This is a genomic window from Micromonospora zamorensis (genome assembly GCF_900090275.1).
In the GTDB taxonomy this organism is placed as follows: Bacteria; Actinomycetota; Actinomycetes; order Mycobacteriales; family Micromonosporaceae; genus Micromonospora; species Micromonospora zamorensis.
Genome location: NZ_LT607755.1, coordinates 699,557 through 715,769, shown reverse-complemented (window position 1 = coordinate 715,769; position 16,213 = coordinate 699,557). Strand labels below are relative to the sequence as shown.

At 72.3% G+C, this 16,213-nt stretch carries 11 protein-coding genes; 4 read left to right on the top strand and 7 right to left on the bottom strand.

Annotated features, from left to right (window positions below):
* Positions 1 to 5: 5 nt before the first annotated feature.
* The 6 genes from GA0070619_RS03285 to pcaF form a co-directional block, all read right to left on the bottom strand.
* Positions 6 to 1,592: an amino acid permease gene (locus GA0070619_RS03285; RefSeq protein ID WP_088946685.1), complete on the bottom strand. Its 1,587-nt coding sequence runs from the start codon at positions 1,590 to 1,592 to the stop codon at positions 6 to 8.
* 297 nt (positions 1,593 to 1,889) lie between these two features.
* Positions 1,890 to 2,636: an MBL fold metallo-hydrolase gene (locus GA0070619_RS03280; protein ID WP_088946684.1), complete on the bottom strand. Its 747-nt coding sequence runs from the start codon at positions 2,634 to 2,636 to the stop codon at positions 1,890 to 1,892.
* Between the two features lie 60 nt (positions 2,637 to 2,696).
* On the bottom strand, positions 2,697 to 3,197 hold the full coding sequence (locus GA0070619_RS03275) for a DUF456 domain-containing protein (RefSeq protein WP_088951520.1): 501 nt from the start codon (positions 3,195 to 3,197) through the stop codon (positions 2,697 to 2,699).
* 55 nt (positions 3,198 to 3,252) lie between these two features.
* A complete protein-coding gene (locus GA0070619_RS03270; protein WP_231927248.1) occupies positions 3,253 to 5,499 on the bottom strand; it encodes a putative bifunctional diguanylate cyclase/phosphodiesterase in 2,247 nt (748 codons plus the stop codon).
* Positions 5,500 to 5,503: 4 nt separating this feature from the next.
* Positions 5,504 to 6,316, bottom strand: coding sequence for an SAM-dependent methyltransferase (locus tag GA0070619_RS03265; RefSeq protein WP_088946683.1), 813 nt, complete (start codon positions 6,314 to 6,316; stop codon positions 5,504 to 5,506).
* Positions 6,317 to 6,426: 110 nt separating this feature from the next.
* The gene (pcaF, locus tag GA0070619_RS03260; RefSeq protein WP_088946682.1) at positions 6,427 to 7,632 is read right to left on the bottom strand and encodes a 3-oxoadipyl-CoA thiolase; all 1,206 of its coding nucleotides are present in this window, start codon (positions 7,630 to 7,632) and stop codon (positions 6,427 to 6,429) included.
* A gap of 106 nt (positions 7,633 to 7,738) precedes the next feature.
* On the opposite strand from pcaF, the gene GA0070619_RS03255 reads away from it, so the two are divergent.
* The 4 genes from GA0070619_RS03255 to GA0070619_RS03240 all read left to right on the top strand — a co-directional run bounded on the left by GA0070619_RS03255 (position 7,739) and on the right by GA0070619_RS03240 (position 12,019).
* Positions 7,739 to 8,704, top strand: coding sequence for a glutathione S-transferase family protein (locus GA0070619_RS03255; protein ID WP_088946681.1), 966 nt, complete (start codon positions 7,739 to 7,741; stop codon positions 8,702 to 8,704).
* Complete coding sequence (locus GA0070619_RS03250; RefSeq protein ID WP_088946680.1) at positions 8,697 to 9,353, top strand: DUF998 domain-containing protein; 657 nt, start codon at positions 8,697 to 8,699, stop codon at positions 9,351 to 9,353. The genes GA0070619_RS03255 and GA0070619_RS03250 overlap by 8 nt, the downstream gene beginning before the upstream one ends.
* 223 nt (positions 9,354 to 9,576) lie before the next feature.
* On the top strand, positions 9,577 to 10,881 hold the full coding sequence (locus GA0070619_RS03245) for a dicarboxylate/amino acid:cation symporter (RefSeq protein WP_172862166.1): 1,305 nt from the start codon (positions 9,577 to 9,579) through the stop codon (positions 10,879 to 10,881).
* Positions 10,882 to 10,951: 70 nt separating this feature from the next.
* The gene (locus GA0070619_RS03240) at positions 10,952 to 12,019 is read left to right on the top strand and encodes an NADH:flavin oxidoreductase/NADH oxidase (RefSeq protein WP_088946678.1); all 1,068 of its coding nucleotides are present in this window, start codon (positions 10,952 to 10,954) and stop codon (positions 12,017 to 12,019) included.
* 58 nt (positions 12,020 to 12,077) lie between these two features.
* Here GA0070619_RS03240 and GA0070619_RS03235 read toward each other — a convergent pair whose 3' ends face one another.
* Positions 12,078 to 15,653 carry an ABC transporter ATP-binding protein gene (locus GA0070619_RS03235; RefSeq protein WP_088946677.1) on the bottom strand — a complete coding sequence of 1,192 codons (3,576 nt, stop codon included), beginning with the start codon at positions 15,651 to 15,653 and terminating at the stop codon, positions 12,078 to 12,080.
* Positions 15,654 to 16,213: the final 560 nt, after the last annotated feature.

Here is a 16,213-nt window from a genome sequence, read left to right as displayed (position 1 = left end):
TCGGGTCATTCGGGGCCGTCGACCGCCGCAGGCTCTGACCTCGCGGCCGGCTCCTCGACGGTACGGACGGGCCCGGTGAACCAGGTGCGGGCCGAGGCGTACCACCAGACGGCGACCACCAGCAGCACCCCGCCGACGGCGAGCGGCGCATAGTTGACGGCCGACCAGGTGAACCCGTCGTTGCCGGGCACCCCGGCGGGCACGATGGGCAGCACGAAGTAGACCGCGATGACGGCAATCTCGATCACCGCGATCCAGCCGAGCAGCTTGTACTTGCGGCCGAGCGTCCACGGCCCAGGCACGAACCGGTCGCCCATCCGCAGCCGCAGTGCGATCGGGATGAGGAAGGACAGGTAGAGCCCGAGCACCGCCACCGAGACCACCGCGTAGAAGGCGATCGGAATGCCGGCCGAGCTCTCGTAGAGCGCCGGCAGGGTCAGCACCAGGCCGGCCAGGGTCGCGCCGATGATCGCGTTGACCGGGGTGCCGTTGCGGTCGACCTTCGACCAGAGTCGCCACCCGGGCACCGCCCGGTCCCGGCTGAACGCGTACGCCATGCGGCTCATTGAGGTCACGCAGCTCATGCCGCAGAAGAACTGACCGATGGTGGAGATGATGATGACGATCTTGAAGAAGATCGGCGTCAACGCGGACTCGAAGATGGCACCGGAGAAGCCGCCCGCGGCGTTGACCGCCTCGACGTCGGTGGCTGCGAAGAGGAACGCCAGCAGCAGGATCCAGCCGCCGACAGCGGAATAGAAGATCGACTGCCAGAGCCCTCGCGCGGCGGCCTGCGAAGCGCCGCGGGTCTCCTCGGAGACGTGCGCGCAGGCGTCGAAGCCGGTGATCGTGTACTGGGTCAGCAGGAAACCCAGGGGCAGCACGTAGAACCAGAACGTCAGCCCGCCGATGTCGCCGTCACCGAAACCGGAGTTGTTGAAGCGCTCGGTGAACACGAACTGGAAGCTCTGGTGGTTGTCCGGCACGAAGACCAGGATGGCCACCACGACGGCCGCGCCGGCCACGTGCCACCAGACCGAGACGTTCTGGAGTACGTCGATGATCCGGTGCCCGAAGATGTTGATCAGCCCGTGCAGTATCAGGATGATCACGAAGAGGACGAACGCCTGCCGCAGCGTCCCCGCCCAGCCGTCGAAGAGCGCGGACAGGGTGAGGTTGAGGAACGTCGCGCAGCCGTAGTCCACCGAGGCGGTGACCGCCACCAGACCGATGAGGTTCAGCCAGCCGGTGAACCAGCCGTGCACCGGGCGACCCATGGTGGCCGCCCACCAGTAGATTCCGCCCGCGGTCGGGTACGCCGACACCAGCTCGGCCATGCAGAAACCGATGATCAGGATGAACAGGGAGATCAGCGGCCAGCCCCAGGAGATGGCGACCGGGCCTCCGTTGTTCCACGCCTGACCGAAGGTGGTGAAGCAGCCGGCCAGGATCGAGATGATCGAGAACGAGATGGCGAAGTTGGAGAAGCCACTCCACTTGCGGCGCAACTCCTGTTTGTAGCCGAGTTCGGCGAGCCGTCGGGCGTCGTCGTCCATCGGGTGCTCGGCGGTCGGCACGGGGGTCGTTGCCACTGCACACCTCCCTGAGGTGGTTCCGCGTGCGAGTGGGCAAAGTGTGATCCCGGGCGATCAAGACGGTCAATACATACTCGGCGGGAATGTCACCGCCGACGGCTAATTGTGTTGCCCCTGCGGCCACCCCGGCCGCATCCTTGAGCCCGTGACCAGCCCGTTCGCGACGGGCGTACCCCCGGGCGCTCGGACCGCCCGGACCGCGGCGGCGCGGGGCACACCTCTCTCTCACGTACGGCGCGTCGCCGTACCCGACCAGTGCCCCGCGCCCCCAGCCCGTCACCACGAGCCCCGGCGTCAGGCGGGCAGGTCGACCAGCAGGCCCGACCGGGCCACGTCGACCGAACCGCTGTATGCCCGCCGTGCCGCGGCGACGGCCGCGTCGGGGTCCGTGCCAGGCCACAGATGCGTCAGCAGGACCGCTCTGCTCCGTGCCGCGGTGGCGTAGCGACCCACCTCGGCGGCGCTCGACAGGAATCCGACATGCCGGTCCGGGATCTCGTCGACATACGTCGCGTCGGCGATCAGCAGGTCGGCGTCGCGGGCCAACTCAACCAACATCGGGCTCGGCCCGGTGTCCCCGGTGTAGGCCAGCACCGTTCCGCCGGCGGTGAAACGGGCCCCGGCGTTCGGCACCCAGTGCGGCAGTGACCATGTCCGCACGGTGAACGGACCGACGCCGAAGTTGTCGCCGGGGGTGAACCCGTGCAGTCGGTACGCCGTGTCGATGAGCCCTGACTCGTCGATCGCGAGCAGCGGGTCGAGGCTGCCGCTTGGCGCGTACACCGGCAGGGCCGGCGCGGACCGGTCGGGCAACACCCTGGCCCGCAGCAGTGGCTGCAGGTCGGCGCAGTGGTCGGGATGGCCGTGGCTGACGTACACCGCGTCGACCGATGAGGCGGGCAGCCGGGTCAGCAGCGGTTGCACTGTCGCGTAGCCAGGATCGACCAACAGCCGAAAGCCCTGGTGCTCGACCAGAAAGCCCGCACACGCCTGCTCGGCGGAGGGCCAGGCACCAAGACCGCCAAGCACCACGACGCGCATGGGATCGACCCTAGCCGCTGCCGCTCCGCCTTATCGCCCCGAACTCGTCAGACCGGGGGATCACGCCAGCAGCAGGCCGGCCAGCCACAGTGCGGTAACGACCAGACAGGCGGCGAACTCAACCAGCATCGACAGACCAGCGGCCTTGAGCGCCTGCACTGTGGACGGCCAGGCGAGCTGGTTGCTGCCGAGCCGCAGCCGCTCCGCCGCCCACACCCCGGCGACGAAGCCGAGCACCAGCCCCACGACCGGCACCACGAAGAACCCGACGATGCCGAGCACGCCGCCGGCGAGCAGTGTGGACGTCGGCACACCGGTGCGCTTCAGGTTCCGGCCCGGCCACGCGTACTTGATCACGGTGCCGCCCGCCACGACCACAGTGGCGGCGCCGAACACCGCCCAGCCGACCATGCCCGCACCGCCGAAGACCGCCCAGACCAGCACACCACCCCAGCACAGCGGCAACGCCGGCAGGCCGGGCACCACCACGCCGGCCAGCCCGGCCAGGATGGCCAGGCCGGCCACCACCGTCACCACGGTCTGCGAGTCCGTCAGGCTCACGTCGCCACCTTCCATCGCCGCCATCGGTGCCGACCGAACCGTAGTGGGCCCCCGCTCACGCCGTCGCCCCGCCACGGAGCCGGGCGGTGATCGTGTCGGCCGGAGCCGGGGCGCCGAAGAATCGCCCCTGCCCGGTGTCGCAGCGCAACGCCCGCAACCGTTCCGCCTGCACCTCGGTCTCCACCGCCTCGGCGGTCACCCACAGCTCCAGCGCGTGCGCCAACCGGACCAGCGCGTCGACGATCCGTTCGTCACGGTGGTCGGCGGCGACGTCGGTGCCGTCGGCGCGGATGCCCTCGACGAACGGGCCGGCGAGCTTCAGGCAGTGGATCGGCAGCCGCCGCAGGTACGCCAGGTTGGAGTATCCGGTGCCGAAATCGTCCACCGCCAGCCGGACGCCGAGCGCGGCGAGCCGGTACAGGCTGCGCAGAGGCTCGTCGGCGCTGCCCATCACGGCGCTCTCGGTCAGCTCCAGTTGAAGCAGCTCGGCCGGCAGTCCGCTGGTGTGCAGCGCGTCGGCCACCGTCTCCACGATCGCCGGGTCGTCGGCCTGCCGCGCGGCCAGGTTGACGCTGACCACCAGCCTGGCCTCGGGGAACTGCCGCCACCACCGCTCGGCGTCGTGACAGGCCTGCCGCAGCACCCACTCACCGAGCCGGACGATCAGGCCGGTCTCCTCGGCCAGGCCGATGAACCGGTCCGGCCCGATCAGGCCCAGCTCCGGATGCTCCCACCGGACCAGCGCCTCCACCGCGAGCATGCTGCCCTCCAGCAGCGACACGATCGGCTGGTAGTGCAGGACGAACTCGCCCCGGTCCAGTGCGGCGGGCAGCCCGGCCACCAGCGCCGACCGGGCGATGTCCCGGGCGCTGCGCTCCGGGTCGTAGACCGCCCACCGGCCCCGGCCCGCCGCCTTCGCCCAGTACAGCGTGGTGTCCGCGGCCTTCATCAGCTCCGACGGGGAGGTCTCCGCAGCCGGGCACTGCACGATGCCCACACTGGCCGAGACGGCCAACTGGTGTTCACCGACGTGCACCGGGGACGCGACGGCGGCCAGCGCGGCCTCCGCGACGGCCACCGCGTCGTCGATGTCGTCCCCTCCGTCGACGAGGATCACGAACTCGTCGCCGCCCATCCGGGCGACCAGGTGGCCGTGGTCGGCCACGCACGCGGCCAGCCTCCGGCCGATCATCACCAGCAGGCGGTCACCGAGGTCGTGACCGAGGCTGTCGTTGATCGCCTTGAAGCCGTCCAGGTCGAGGAAGCACACCCCGACTCGCCGCCCGTTGTCCGCGCCGTCGAGGACCCGCGCCAACGTCTCGAAGAACAACGTCCGGTTGGGCAGCCCGGTCAGCGGGTCGTGCAACGCCTGGAAGCGCAGCCGCTGCTGGAGTTCGTACCGCTGGGTGATGTCCTCGATCATCGCGACGGTGAACCGGGGCCGGCCGTCGTCGTAGCGGATCAGTGAGACGGCCAGGTCCGTCCAGACCACGCTGCCGTCCTTGCGGTGGTAGCGCTTCTCCACCCGGGCCGCGTCATGCTTGCCCTCGATCAGCTCCTGGTACAGCTCCCACATCCCGGCGGCGTCGTCGGCGTGGAACAGTGCCGCCACGTTGGTCCCGCGCAGCTCCTCCATGGAGTAGCCGAGCATGTCGGCGAAGGCCTGGTTGACGTCGATGATCCGACCGTCCACGCCGGCGATGCCGATCCCGATGGCGGCACCGGTGAAGACGGCCCGGAACCGTGCCTCGCTGTCGCGCAGCGCCTGCTCGACCTCGTCACGCGCCTGCCAGGCGGACCGGGCGATCCGTTCCTGCTGACTGAAGGTGCGGTCGCGAAGCGCGCGGGCGAACCCGGCGGCCAGCCCGCCCTGCACCGCCGCGATCCGGTCGGCGAGGTCCGCCGGCCGGTCGAGGGCACCCAGCACCCGGTCGGCGAAATCCGCACCGAGGGCGTGCAGTGTCCAGTCCAGGGCCTGCGGCTCGGTGAGGTGCGCCTCCACCAGCGCCCACCCGACCTCCTCGGCCGGGCGGGCGGAGAAGGGCTCCGCCCGCACCGCCTGCGCCAGCCGGATCGTGTGCACCAGCAGCAGCCGCTCGGTCTCGGCCGCGCTGAGCGGCACGAACCCGAGGCGGCGCACCGCACGGGCCCAGTCGGCGGCGTACCCCTGGGCGTCGGCCCGGCCGGCGTCGACCCCGGCGGGGTCCGGGCCAGCACCGACCCCGGCGGGGTCCCGACCGACACCGACCCCGGCGGGGTCCCGGCCAGCACCGACCCCGGCGGGGTCCGGGACGGCGGCCACGGGATCAGCCGGCGGGCTGGTCGTACCGGGCGACGCCCCCGAAGGCGCCGAACCGCTCCGGGTGCTCGTCCACGTCGGACGGTGAGTCGGGCCGCCAGAGCGGCATGTGCACCACGCCCGGTTCGAGGACCGTCCAGTCCCCGAAGAAACCGGTGACCTGGGCGCGGGAGCGCAGGGTGATCTCGGTGTCCGTCCGCGCGGAGAGACGCTGGGCGTCCAGCATCTCCTGCGGCTGGTCCTCGAACGTGGAGTGCGAGATGACCAGGAAGCTGCCCGGCGCGGCGGCGGCCCGCAGGGTGGCCAGAATCTCCTCAGGCCGGTCGCTGTCGGGGATGAAGTGCACCACCCCGGCCAGCAGGATGCCCATCGGCCGGCTGAAGTCGATCAGCCCGAGCTGCCGGGTCTCGGCGAGGATCCGCTCCGGCTCACGCAGGTCGGCGTGGATGACCCCGGTCAGCTCGTTGCCGGCGAGCAACTCCCGGCTGTGCGCGACCGCCACCGGGTCGATGTCGACATACACCACTCGGGCCTTGGGGTTCACCCCCTGGGCCACCTCGTGCACGTTGCCCACGGTGGGAATTCCGGAGCCGATGTCGAGGAACTGGTCGATGCCGGCGTCGAGCAGCGCCCGGACGGCCCGGCGCAGGAACTCGCGGCCCGAACGCATGGTGGCGGCGAGATTCGGCGTCATGCTGGCGATCTGTTCGGCCAGCTGCCGGTCGATCTCGAAGTTGTGCGCCCCGCCCAGGAAATAGTCGTACACCCGGGCCGCGCTCGGCCTGGTCAGATCGATCTCGGTCGGCAGTCCGTCCGGCATCAGCGTGCTCCCCAGTTCATCGCCGCGGCGCGGGACAGCACCGGCGTCGGGGCGCGCAGCGGGCACGCGTGGGCACCGGTCGACCCGCGGGTCGTGTGGTGTGGACCACTCTAGGCGGCTGACTCCAGCAACAGGGAGATCCCTTGACCAACACCTATGCACATGGTGGCCAGAGCCCGGCGACCGCCGCGACGGCGCAACTCCAGGGCGGCGGTCAATGCCAGCCGCGCGCCGCTGGCGCCGAGCGGGTGCCCCAGTGCGATCGCCCCGCCGTTCGGGTTGACGTGTTCGGCGTCCACGGGCAGCCCCAGCTCGCGCAACACCGCCACCGACTGCGCGGCGAACGCCTCGTTCAGCTCCACCACGTCCACCGCGCTCAGCTCGACGCCGACCCGGTCGAGCAGCTTGCGGGTGGCCGGCACCGGGCCGATCCCCATGATCCGGGGCGGTACGCCGGCCGCAGCCGCCCCGCCGATCCGGGCCAGCGGAGTGAGGCCGTACCGGTGCACCGCCGCCTCGCTGGCGACCAGCAGGGCCACCGCCCCGTCGTTGACGCCTGAGGAGTTGCCGGCGGTCACCGTGCCGCCGTCGCGGAACGGGGTCGGCAGCGAGGCCAACTTCGCAAGCGTGGTCTCCCGGGGGTGCTCGTCGACCTCGATCAGCCGGGTCTCCCGGCGACCGGCCGGCACGGACACCGCCACGATCTCCTCGGCGAACCGGCCGTCGGCCTGCGCCTTGGCCGCGCGCTGCTGCGAGCGGTACGCGAAGGCGTCCTGCTCGGCCCGGCTCACGCCGTACTCGGCGGCCACGTTCTCCGCCGTCTCCGGCATCGAGTCGACGCCCCACCCGTCGCGCATCAGCGGGTTCACCAACCGCCAGCCCAGCGTGGTGTCGTACACCTCGGCGGAGCGGGAGTACGCCGACGTGGCCTTCGGCATGACGAAGGGGGCACGGCTCATGCTCTCCACCCCGCCGGCGATCACCAGCTCCGCGTCCCCGGCGACGATGGACCGGGCGGCGGTGGCCAGGGCGTCCAGGCCCGAGCCGCAGAGCCGGTTGACGGTGCTGCCCGGCACCTCCTGCGGCAGGCCGGCCAACAGCGCCGCCATCCGGGCCACGTTGCGGTTGTCCTCGCCGGCCTGGTTGGCGCAGCCGAGCACGACGTCGTCGACCCGCGCCCAGTCCACCGACGGGTGCCGGGCGACCAACTCGCGGATCACGTGCGCGGCCAGGTCGTCGGGGCGGACGCCGGCCAGCGCGCCGGCGTACCGGCCGATCGGGGTACGGACACCGGCCACCAGGTATGCCACGGTCATCGCGAGTCCTTCGGGGGTGCAGACGGCGGGGGTGGGGCACGCCCACGGGGTCGCGGGGGCTGCCGGCCGCCAGGATATCCGCGTCGGCAGCGGATAGGTTGGCGGCATGGCCCGGGCCCAGTTCAGCGCAGAGACCAGCGGCGGCGGCGCGTTCGTCCGTCAGCCCAACCGGTTCACCGGTCGGGTCACCGCCGACTCCACGTCCCCGCCCGGTGGCGGGCCCGACGAGCAGGACCGTTGGCCGCTGGAGGCCGGCCGGTACCGGCTGATCTGGTGCCGCGCCTGCCCGTGGGCGCACCGGGCGAGGATCGTGCGGGGCCTGCTCGGCCTGGACGACGCGATCTCGCTGGGCACCGTCGACCCGATCCGCGACGAGCGGGGCTGGGCGTTCGCCCTGGACCCGGACGGCTTCGACCCGGTCCTCGGCGTCAGCTTCCTCTCCGAGGCGTACCTGGCCACCGACGCGGACTACACGGGCCGGGTGACAGTGCCGGCGTTGGTCGACACCCTGACCGGCCGGGTCGTCACCAACGACTACCCGCAGCTCACCCTCGACCTCTCCACCGAGTGGCGCTCGCTGCACGCGCCCGACGCACCGGACCTGTACCCGGTCGAACTGCGCCCCGAGATGGACGCGCTGATGGCCGAGATCCACACCGACGTCAACAACGGCGTGTACCGGTGCGGGTTCGCCACCTCGCAGGAGGCGTACGAAGAGGCATTCCGGGCACTCTTCGCCCGGCTGGACGCCTTGTCCGAACGCCTCGCCGGGCAGCGCTACCTGATGGGTGAGGCGATCACCGAGGCCGACGTGCGGCTGTTCACCACACTGGTCCGGTTCGACGCCGCGTACCACGGACATTTCAAGTGCAACCGGCAGAAGCTGACCGAGATGCCGATGCTCTGGGCGTACGCCCGGGACCTGTTCCAGACCCCGGGCTTCGGTGAGACGGTGGACTTCGACCACATCAAGCGGCACTACTACGGCACCCACCGGGAGATCAACCCGAGCGGCATCGTGCCGCTCGGGCCTGACGACTCCGGTTGGAGCACGCCACACGGGCGTGGCTGAGCCGGGTCGGCCCGGCACCACGACCGCGCCGAGGGCCCGCGCCGACGTCGCCCGCCGGGTCGCCGGGTCCGCCGCGGCCGGCTGCGCGCTGGCCGGGGCGGTCGCGGTGACCGTCGCCGTGGTCGCCGGTCCCGGTCCGGGGCTCACCGGGTACGTCAGCGAGGCGGGCATCGCCGGCAGTGGTCACGCCACGACGTACCGGATCGGGATCCTCGCTCTGGCCGCAGCGCTGCTGCTGGTCGGCGCGGCGCTGCCTCCCGGGGTGTGGGCGGCACCGGCCCTGCTCGCCACCGGCGCGGTCTTCACCGCCGTGTCCGGGGCCGTGACCTGCTCCGCTGGCTGCCCGCTGCCACCGTTCGAGCGGGCGACGGCGGCGGATCTGGTGCACGGCGGCACGAGCATCGCGGCGACCGCGTCGGTGGTCCTCGCCATGGTCACGCTCGCCGTGTCCGGGCCGGCGGGCCCGGTGCTCCGTCGGCTGGCCGGCCTGGCCGCCGCGGTGGCGCTGCCGCTCTGCGCCGCGGTGGGGCTGGCGATGCTCGTCCTCGGCCGGGGTGCGGTGGTGGGCGTGCTGGAACGGCTGGTCCTCGCCGTCGCGGTGCTGTGGGGCCTCTCGACCGCGACAGCCCTCGCCCTGGCCCGTCGATAGGACGGCGGACGGACCGGATGTAAGGAGCCTCACGCCGATCACCCCTTCCTCCGAGCGGGAATCGGCGTAACGTCGGCGAGCGATGACCAATGTCTGGGGCCTCACCGAGCGCCTGTACGTCGATCTCCGACTGCAGGCCAGCGGCGTCTGTCCGGCATAGCCGCGACACACACGCCCACCCGCTCGGAACCAGACAATTGGACAACGTCTCATGCCTTTCGGCCTGCGCAAGATTCCCTTCTCCGTGCAGATCCTGCTCGGCCTCGTGCTCGGCGTCGCGCTGGGCTTCCTGGCCCGCGCCAACGACCTGAGCTGGCTGACCACCACCCTGCACACCGTCGGCAGCCTCTTCATCCAGCTGCTCAAACTGGCGGTGCCGCCGCTGGTCTTCACCGCCATCGTGGTCAGCGTGGTCAGCCTGCGCGGCGTCGCGAACGCCGCCCGGCTCGCCCTCAAGACCCTGATGTGGTTCGGCATCACCGCCCTGATCGCGGTGAGCATCGGCATCGGCCTCGGCCTGCTCACCAACCCGGGCAAGGGCGTGACCCTCGACCTGGGTGGCGCGGCCCCGCCGAAGAACACCGGCTCGTGGACCGACTTCCTCACCGGCATCGTGCCCACCAACCCGGTCGGCGCGTTCGTCGAGGGCAACGTCCTCCAGATCGTCTTCCTCGCCGTCGTCGTGGGTGCCGCGGCCCTGCTGGTCGGCGAGCCCGCCGAGCCCTTCGTGGCGCTGAACCGGTCCCTGCTGGAGATCGTCCAGAAGGCGCTCTGGTGGGTCATCCGCCTCGCCCCGATCGGCACCCTCGGCCTGATCGGCAACGCCGTCGCCTCGTACGGCTGGGACCTGCTGGCCCCCCTCGCGAAGTTCACCACCGCCGTCTACGTCGGCTGCGCCATCGTGCTGTTCGTGGTCTACCCGCTGGTGCTGATCCTCGCCGGCCGCCTCAACCCGCTGCGCTTCTTCGCCGGCGCCTGGCCGGCGATCGAGCTGGCCTTCGTGTCCCGCTCCTCGGTCGGCACCATGCCGGTGACCCAGCGCTCCGTCGAGCGCCTCGGCGTCCCCCGCGAGTACGCCTCGTTCGCGGTGCCGTTCGGCGCCACCACGAAGATGGACGGTTGCGCAGCCATCTACCCGGCACTCGCTGCGATCTTCGTGGCCCAGGTGTTCGGTGTGCAGCTCGGCGTGACCGACTACCTGCTGATCGCCTTCGTCTCGGTGGTCGGCTCGGCGGCCACCGCCGGCCTGACCGGCGCGATCGTGATGCTCACCCTGACCCTCAGCACGCTGGGCCTGCCGCTTGCCGGCGCCGGCCTGCTGCTGGCCATCGACCCGATCCTGGACATGATCCGCACCGCCACCAACGTGGCCGGGCAGGCACTCGTGCCGACAGTGGTCGCCGCCCGGGAGGGCACCCTCGACCGGGCCGCGTACGAGTCCGCCGGTCGGCGGGACCTGACCGACCCGGAGCCGGTCGCCGACCCCCGGCCGACCCGACAGGACGAGCTGAGCCCCGTACCCGCCTGATCCAGCTGACACCGACGGCGACGGGCCCCTCCCCGGAGGGGCCCGTCGCCGTCTTCGAGAGGATGACCCCATGAGTTCCCTGTTCACCCCCCTGGCCCTGCGCGGGGTCACACTGCCCAACCGGATCGCCATGGCCCCCATGTGCCAGTACTCCGCCGGCCCCGATGGTCTGCCCACCGACTGGCACCTGATCCACCTGGGCAGTCGCGCGGTCGGCGGTGCCGGTCTGATCCTGACCGAGGCGACCGCCGTGCTCCCCGAGGGCCGGATCAGCCCGCAGGACACCGGGCTGTGGTCCGGCGCGCACGTCGACGCCTGGCGACCGGTGACCGCGTTCGTCGCCGCCCACGGCGCCGTGCCGGCCGTGCAGCTAGCGCACGCCGGTTTCAAGGCCTCCACCTACCGGCCGTGGGCACCGGAACGCGGTGGCGTGCCGGACAGCGAGGGTGGCTGGACGCCCGTCGCGCCCGGCTCGGAGCCGTTCACCACCGACTACCGGACGCCGACCAGCCTCGACGAGGCCGGCATCGCCGGTGTGGTCCAGGCGTTCGCCGCGGCCGCCGAACGCGCGCTGGACGCCGGCTTCGCCGCCGTGGAGATCCACGCCGCGCACGGCTACCTGCTCAACGAGTTCCTCTCGCCGCTGACCAACCACCGCACCGACTCCTACGGCGGCGACCGGGCCGCCCGGATGCGACTCACCCTGGAGGTGGCCCGCGCGGTGCGCGCCGCGGTCGGCGAGGACGTGCCGGTGCTGACCCGGATCTCCGCCACCGACTGGGCTGAGGGCGGCTGGACGATCGAGGACAGCGTGGTGCTCGCCGGCGAGCTGGCCGGCGTCGGCGTCGACCTGGTCGACGCGTCCTCCGGTGGCGTCAGCACCGACCAGCGCATCCCGCTCGGCCCCGGCTACCAGGTGCCGCTGGCCGCGCAGATCCGCCGCGACGCCGGTGTGCCGACCGGCGCTGTGGGCCTGATCGTCGAGCCCGAGCACGCGGAGCAGATCGTCGCCAGCGGCGAGGCCGACCTGGTGCTGCTGGGCCGGGAGCTGCTGCGCGACCCGTACTGGCCGCGCCGAGCCGCCGCCAAGCTCGGCGTCGCGTACTCCGGCCCCGCCCAGTACGCCCGCGCGGCCTGATCTTCCGGGCGGTCGGGCGGCTGCCGCTGTGCGCAGCCGCCCGACCGTCATCCCGCTCTCAGCCGGCCAGGTGTGACCAGCGCCCCTCCAGGTCCTGCCAGGTCCCCTGGGCCGCCACCTGCCCGCCGAGCAGCACCACCACGTGGTCGGCCCGGACCAGCGCGGCGCGCTTCGCGGTGGAGCCGACCACTGTCACCCCGTGGTCGCGCAACGCCTGCCACAGCGCCAGCTCGGTCGTGACGTCCAGCGCCGACGACACGTCGTCGGCGACCAGCAGTTCGGTACGCGGGGCCAGCGCACGGGCCAGCGCCAACCGTTGCAACTGGCCGCCGGACAGCCGGGTGCCCTTGTGCCCGATGAGCAGACCGAGCCCACCGCCAGCGGCGGCCAGGTCGTGGTCGAGCTGTGCGGTGCTGACCGCCCCGGCCGCATCCACCTCGTGCCCGAGCGCGATGTTGTCGGCGACAGTGCCGGACAGCACCCGAGGCAACTGGCCGACGTAACCGACCTGGTTGGGGCGCAGGAACAGCTCCGGCTCGGTGACCGGGTCACCGTTCCAGGCCAGCTCACCGGTGTGGTGCACGATCCCGGCCAGCGCCCGCAGCAACGAGGACTTGCCCGACCCCACCGGCCCGACGACCAGCACCAACTGCCCACGCTGCACGCTCAGGTCGACGTCCCGGACGGCCACCGTACCGTCGGAATGCACCACCCCGAAGCCGCGCAGCTCCAGGCAGCGCAGCGGATGCCGGGGTGGTGGCGTGGGCGCGGGCGCCGTCCCGGCGGCCAGGTCGACAGCCGAAACCCCAGCGGAGTACGCGCTCACTCCGGTCATCGCCGCCGTGCGCCGCGTCCAGACCCGCGCCGAGGGTAGCTGGGAGATCAACGACGCGGTGGTCCAGGCGAACCAGCGCGCCGCGCCCAGCGTGGAGACGGCCACCAGCACCGCCCCGGCGGAGAGCGAGCCGCTCAGGTAGAGCGCCCACGCGCCGATCGGCAACAGCCCGCTGGCCACCGACGGCGTGGAACGCGCCCACACCTGCACCGAGATCTCCCGCCGCTGCCGGTCGCTGCGCAGCACGTCCAGGCCCGCCAGGTGACGCAGCACCGCCGTGGTCGCGCCGGCGAGCTTCACCGTCCGCGCCGCGGAGAGCGCGGAGACCAGCGCCGTGGCGAAGGCGGCCCGCGCCGCCACCGTCGCCCGGGCCGCGCGTTCGAGTTTCGGCCCGAACAACGTCGCGGCCAGCCCGGAGACCACCATCGTGCCGAGGAAGAACAGCCCCGGTACGACGCTCCCGGTGACCGCCGTCATGGCGACCACCAGGACCAGCGCGACGCCCTGGTCCAGCACGTTGTCGGCGAGCTGGACCACCCGCTCGGTGTCACCGCCCTGCGCCACGACCTCCGCCGGGGTATGCGAGCTGACCCGGCGCGCCCCGGTCTGGCCGTGCACCAGGCGCAGGCCGATACGCAGCATCTGCCGCACCCACCACTGGGGGAACCAGACGTGGGTGTAGTACGGCAGCGGCATGGTGACCAGCAGCCCGGCCACGATCCCGATCGCCGGCAGGTACGGGTTGCCGGTCCCGTCGACCAGGTCGGCCCAGAGCCAGGGCAGCACCGGGCCGTCCAGCCCCAGCAGGCTGAGCCCGAGGAACAACCCGATCGCCGCCAGCCCGTACCGGGGATCGTTGGTGCAGAGTCGGATGATCTCCCGCAGCGTCCGGGCCGGCGGCACGGGAGGCAGCGGTGGCGGGTCGGCCCGCGTCGGCCCGGCCTTCTCGACCGACTCGACCTGCCCGGCCTTCTCAACCGGCTCGGCCTTCTCGACCTGCCCGGCCCTCTCGACCGGCTCGGTGGTCGGCTCGCTCGGCCAGGCGTCGGCCGGGTCGGGGCCGACCAGCAGGTCGGTGCCGGCGCCGGCGCCGGCGCGGCCGGCCGGTGCCACTGCGGCGTACGCGGCCGCGTGACTGGTCGCCAGCAGTTCGGCGAAGCGCGTCGACGTCTCCAACGGGCCCGCCTCGACCACCGCGCCGTCGGCCAGCACGACCACCTCGTCGCAGCGGCGCACCGAGGAGAGCCGGTGGGCGATGACGATGCCGATCCGGTCGCGCAGCAGTCGTTCGGTGGCCCGCTGCACCCGCGCCTCGGTGACAGGATCCAGACGTGCGGTGGCCTCGTCGAGGATCACCACATGCGGGTCCCGGACCAGGATCCGGGCGAACGCCACCAGCTGCTCCTGGCCGGCGGAGAGCACGTGCCCGCCCTCCCCCAGCCGGGTCGCCAACCCGTCCGGCAACTCGGCGATCCAGCCGGCCAGGCCCAGCTCGTTCAGTGCCTGGGCCGCGGCGTCGAGCAGCTCGGGGTCGTAGAGCGCCACGTTCTCCGCGAGGGTGCCGGCCACGATCTCGGTACGTTGCGGCACCAGTGCCACCCAGCGGCGCAACTGCTCGACGTCGAGGTCACACAGGTCGGTGCCGCCGAGGAAGACAGTGCCCGACGGCACGTCGACAGCCCTGGTGAGCACCTTCGCGAGCGTCGACTTACCCGAACCGGTCCGCCCGATCAGCGCGTACGAGCGTCCACGCGCAAAGGTGAGGCTGAGCCCGCGCAGCGCGGCCCCCCGGCCACCCTCCGGGCCACTCACCTGGTATCCGAAGGTCAGGTCGCGGATGCGCAGGTCACCCTCGGTCGGGCTGGCGCCGCCGACGGGCTCCTGCCGTGCCTTGTGCAGCAACTGCACCCGGGCCCACGCGCCGAGAGCCTCCTGGATTTCCGGCACCATCCGGCTGACGTGTTCCGCGGTGGCACCGAAGGCCAGGGCGAGCAGCCAGATGGCGGTGAGCCGGGCGGCGTCGATCCGGTCGGTGGTCAACGCCCAGGCCCCGCCGAGCACCACCGCGCCGATGCCAGCCCGGATCGTCGCGGTCGCGGCGGCGGCCACCCGCGCGGACAACACCCAGACCAGGCCGCCCCGGGACAGCACGGCGGCGGCCCGCCTTGCGTACAGCCGCAGCACGTACGGGCGGGCCAGGCTGGTCCGTACGTCGTCCTGGCCGTGCACCGCCTCCTCCATCACGGCGGCCAGGTCGGACCACGCCTCCTCCTCAGCCATCCGGGCCGGGGCGATCCGCGCCGTGGGCCGGCGCAGACTGACTGCGAGCACCACAGTGAGCAGCAGCATCGCGACACCGGCCGGCCACCACACGACCAACGCCACGACCATCGACAACAGGCCGACGCACAGCCCCTGGGCGAGCCGGGTGCCCTGGTTGCGGATCGCCGACGCCACCTGGTAGACGTCCCCGTCGATGCGGTCGAGCAGTTCACCCACCGGGGTGGTCTCCAGGGTGGGCAGGTCCTGCCCGAAGGCGACCCGGCAGAGCCGTCGGCGGACGTCGGCGGACCAGTCGGCGGTCAGGCCGGCCATCAGCAGGCTCACCGCGAGGTCGCTGAGCACCACGGCGACCAGCGCCGCGGCCAGCACGACGAAGAAGCCGGCCGAACGATGCACCAACACCGCTCCGGCCAGCGCCGAGGCGCCCGCCTGACCGGCGGCGCCGAGCACGATCAGGACGGCCACGACCGTCATACGACGTGCCGAGGTGCCCCACAGATCACGGAGCAGGCGCATGGAAAGTCCTCCGGATGTGGGGTGGCGGAGACTTCAGCCTGCCGGCGCCGGCGCGTAGATTCAACCGAATTTCCGGCCCTGAGCAGGGCGTCAGTCATCGCCGAACTCATGATCGACTCGGCTTCATTGAAGTCGGGGTGTCAGCCTGTCGCGGATGCCGCGGTTTCCGTGAAGTCGAGTGGATCATGCCCGCATGGGGGTTGTGCGTGCCCGATGGGTGCCCGGGCGCGCGGCACCCCGGCCGGTGGGACGGTGCGACCCCGGCCTGCTCGGGCAGCGGCTGACTGATGCGAGGTTTGTCCGGTCTGAGGGGTTAAGGCGAGAGCGCCGATGGCCCCGGTACGAGGTTCGCGGCCTTCGGGGCGTTTGGCTGTGACCGGTCGCACCGGTGGGTCGGAATGATGGCCGGGGCGGGGTCGTTACACACTCTGACGATCGCAGGACCACTGCCTCGCCGCCCCGCCCACCGGGGTTGGAACAGCTGGTCGCGGGGTTGGAATGCCGCCCCGGCCCGCATCGTTGAAGCCTCCCCAGCACCCGCGCTCCATCGGGTGCGACGG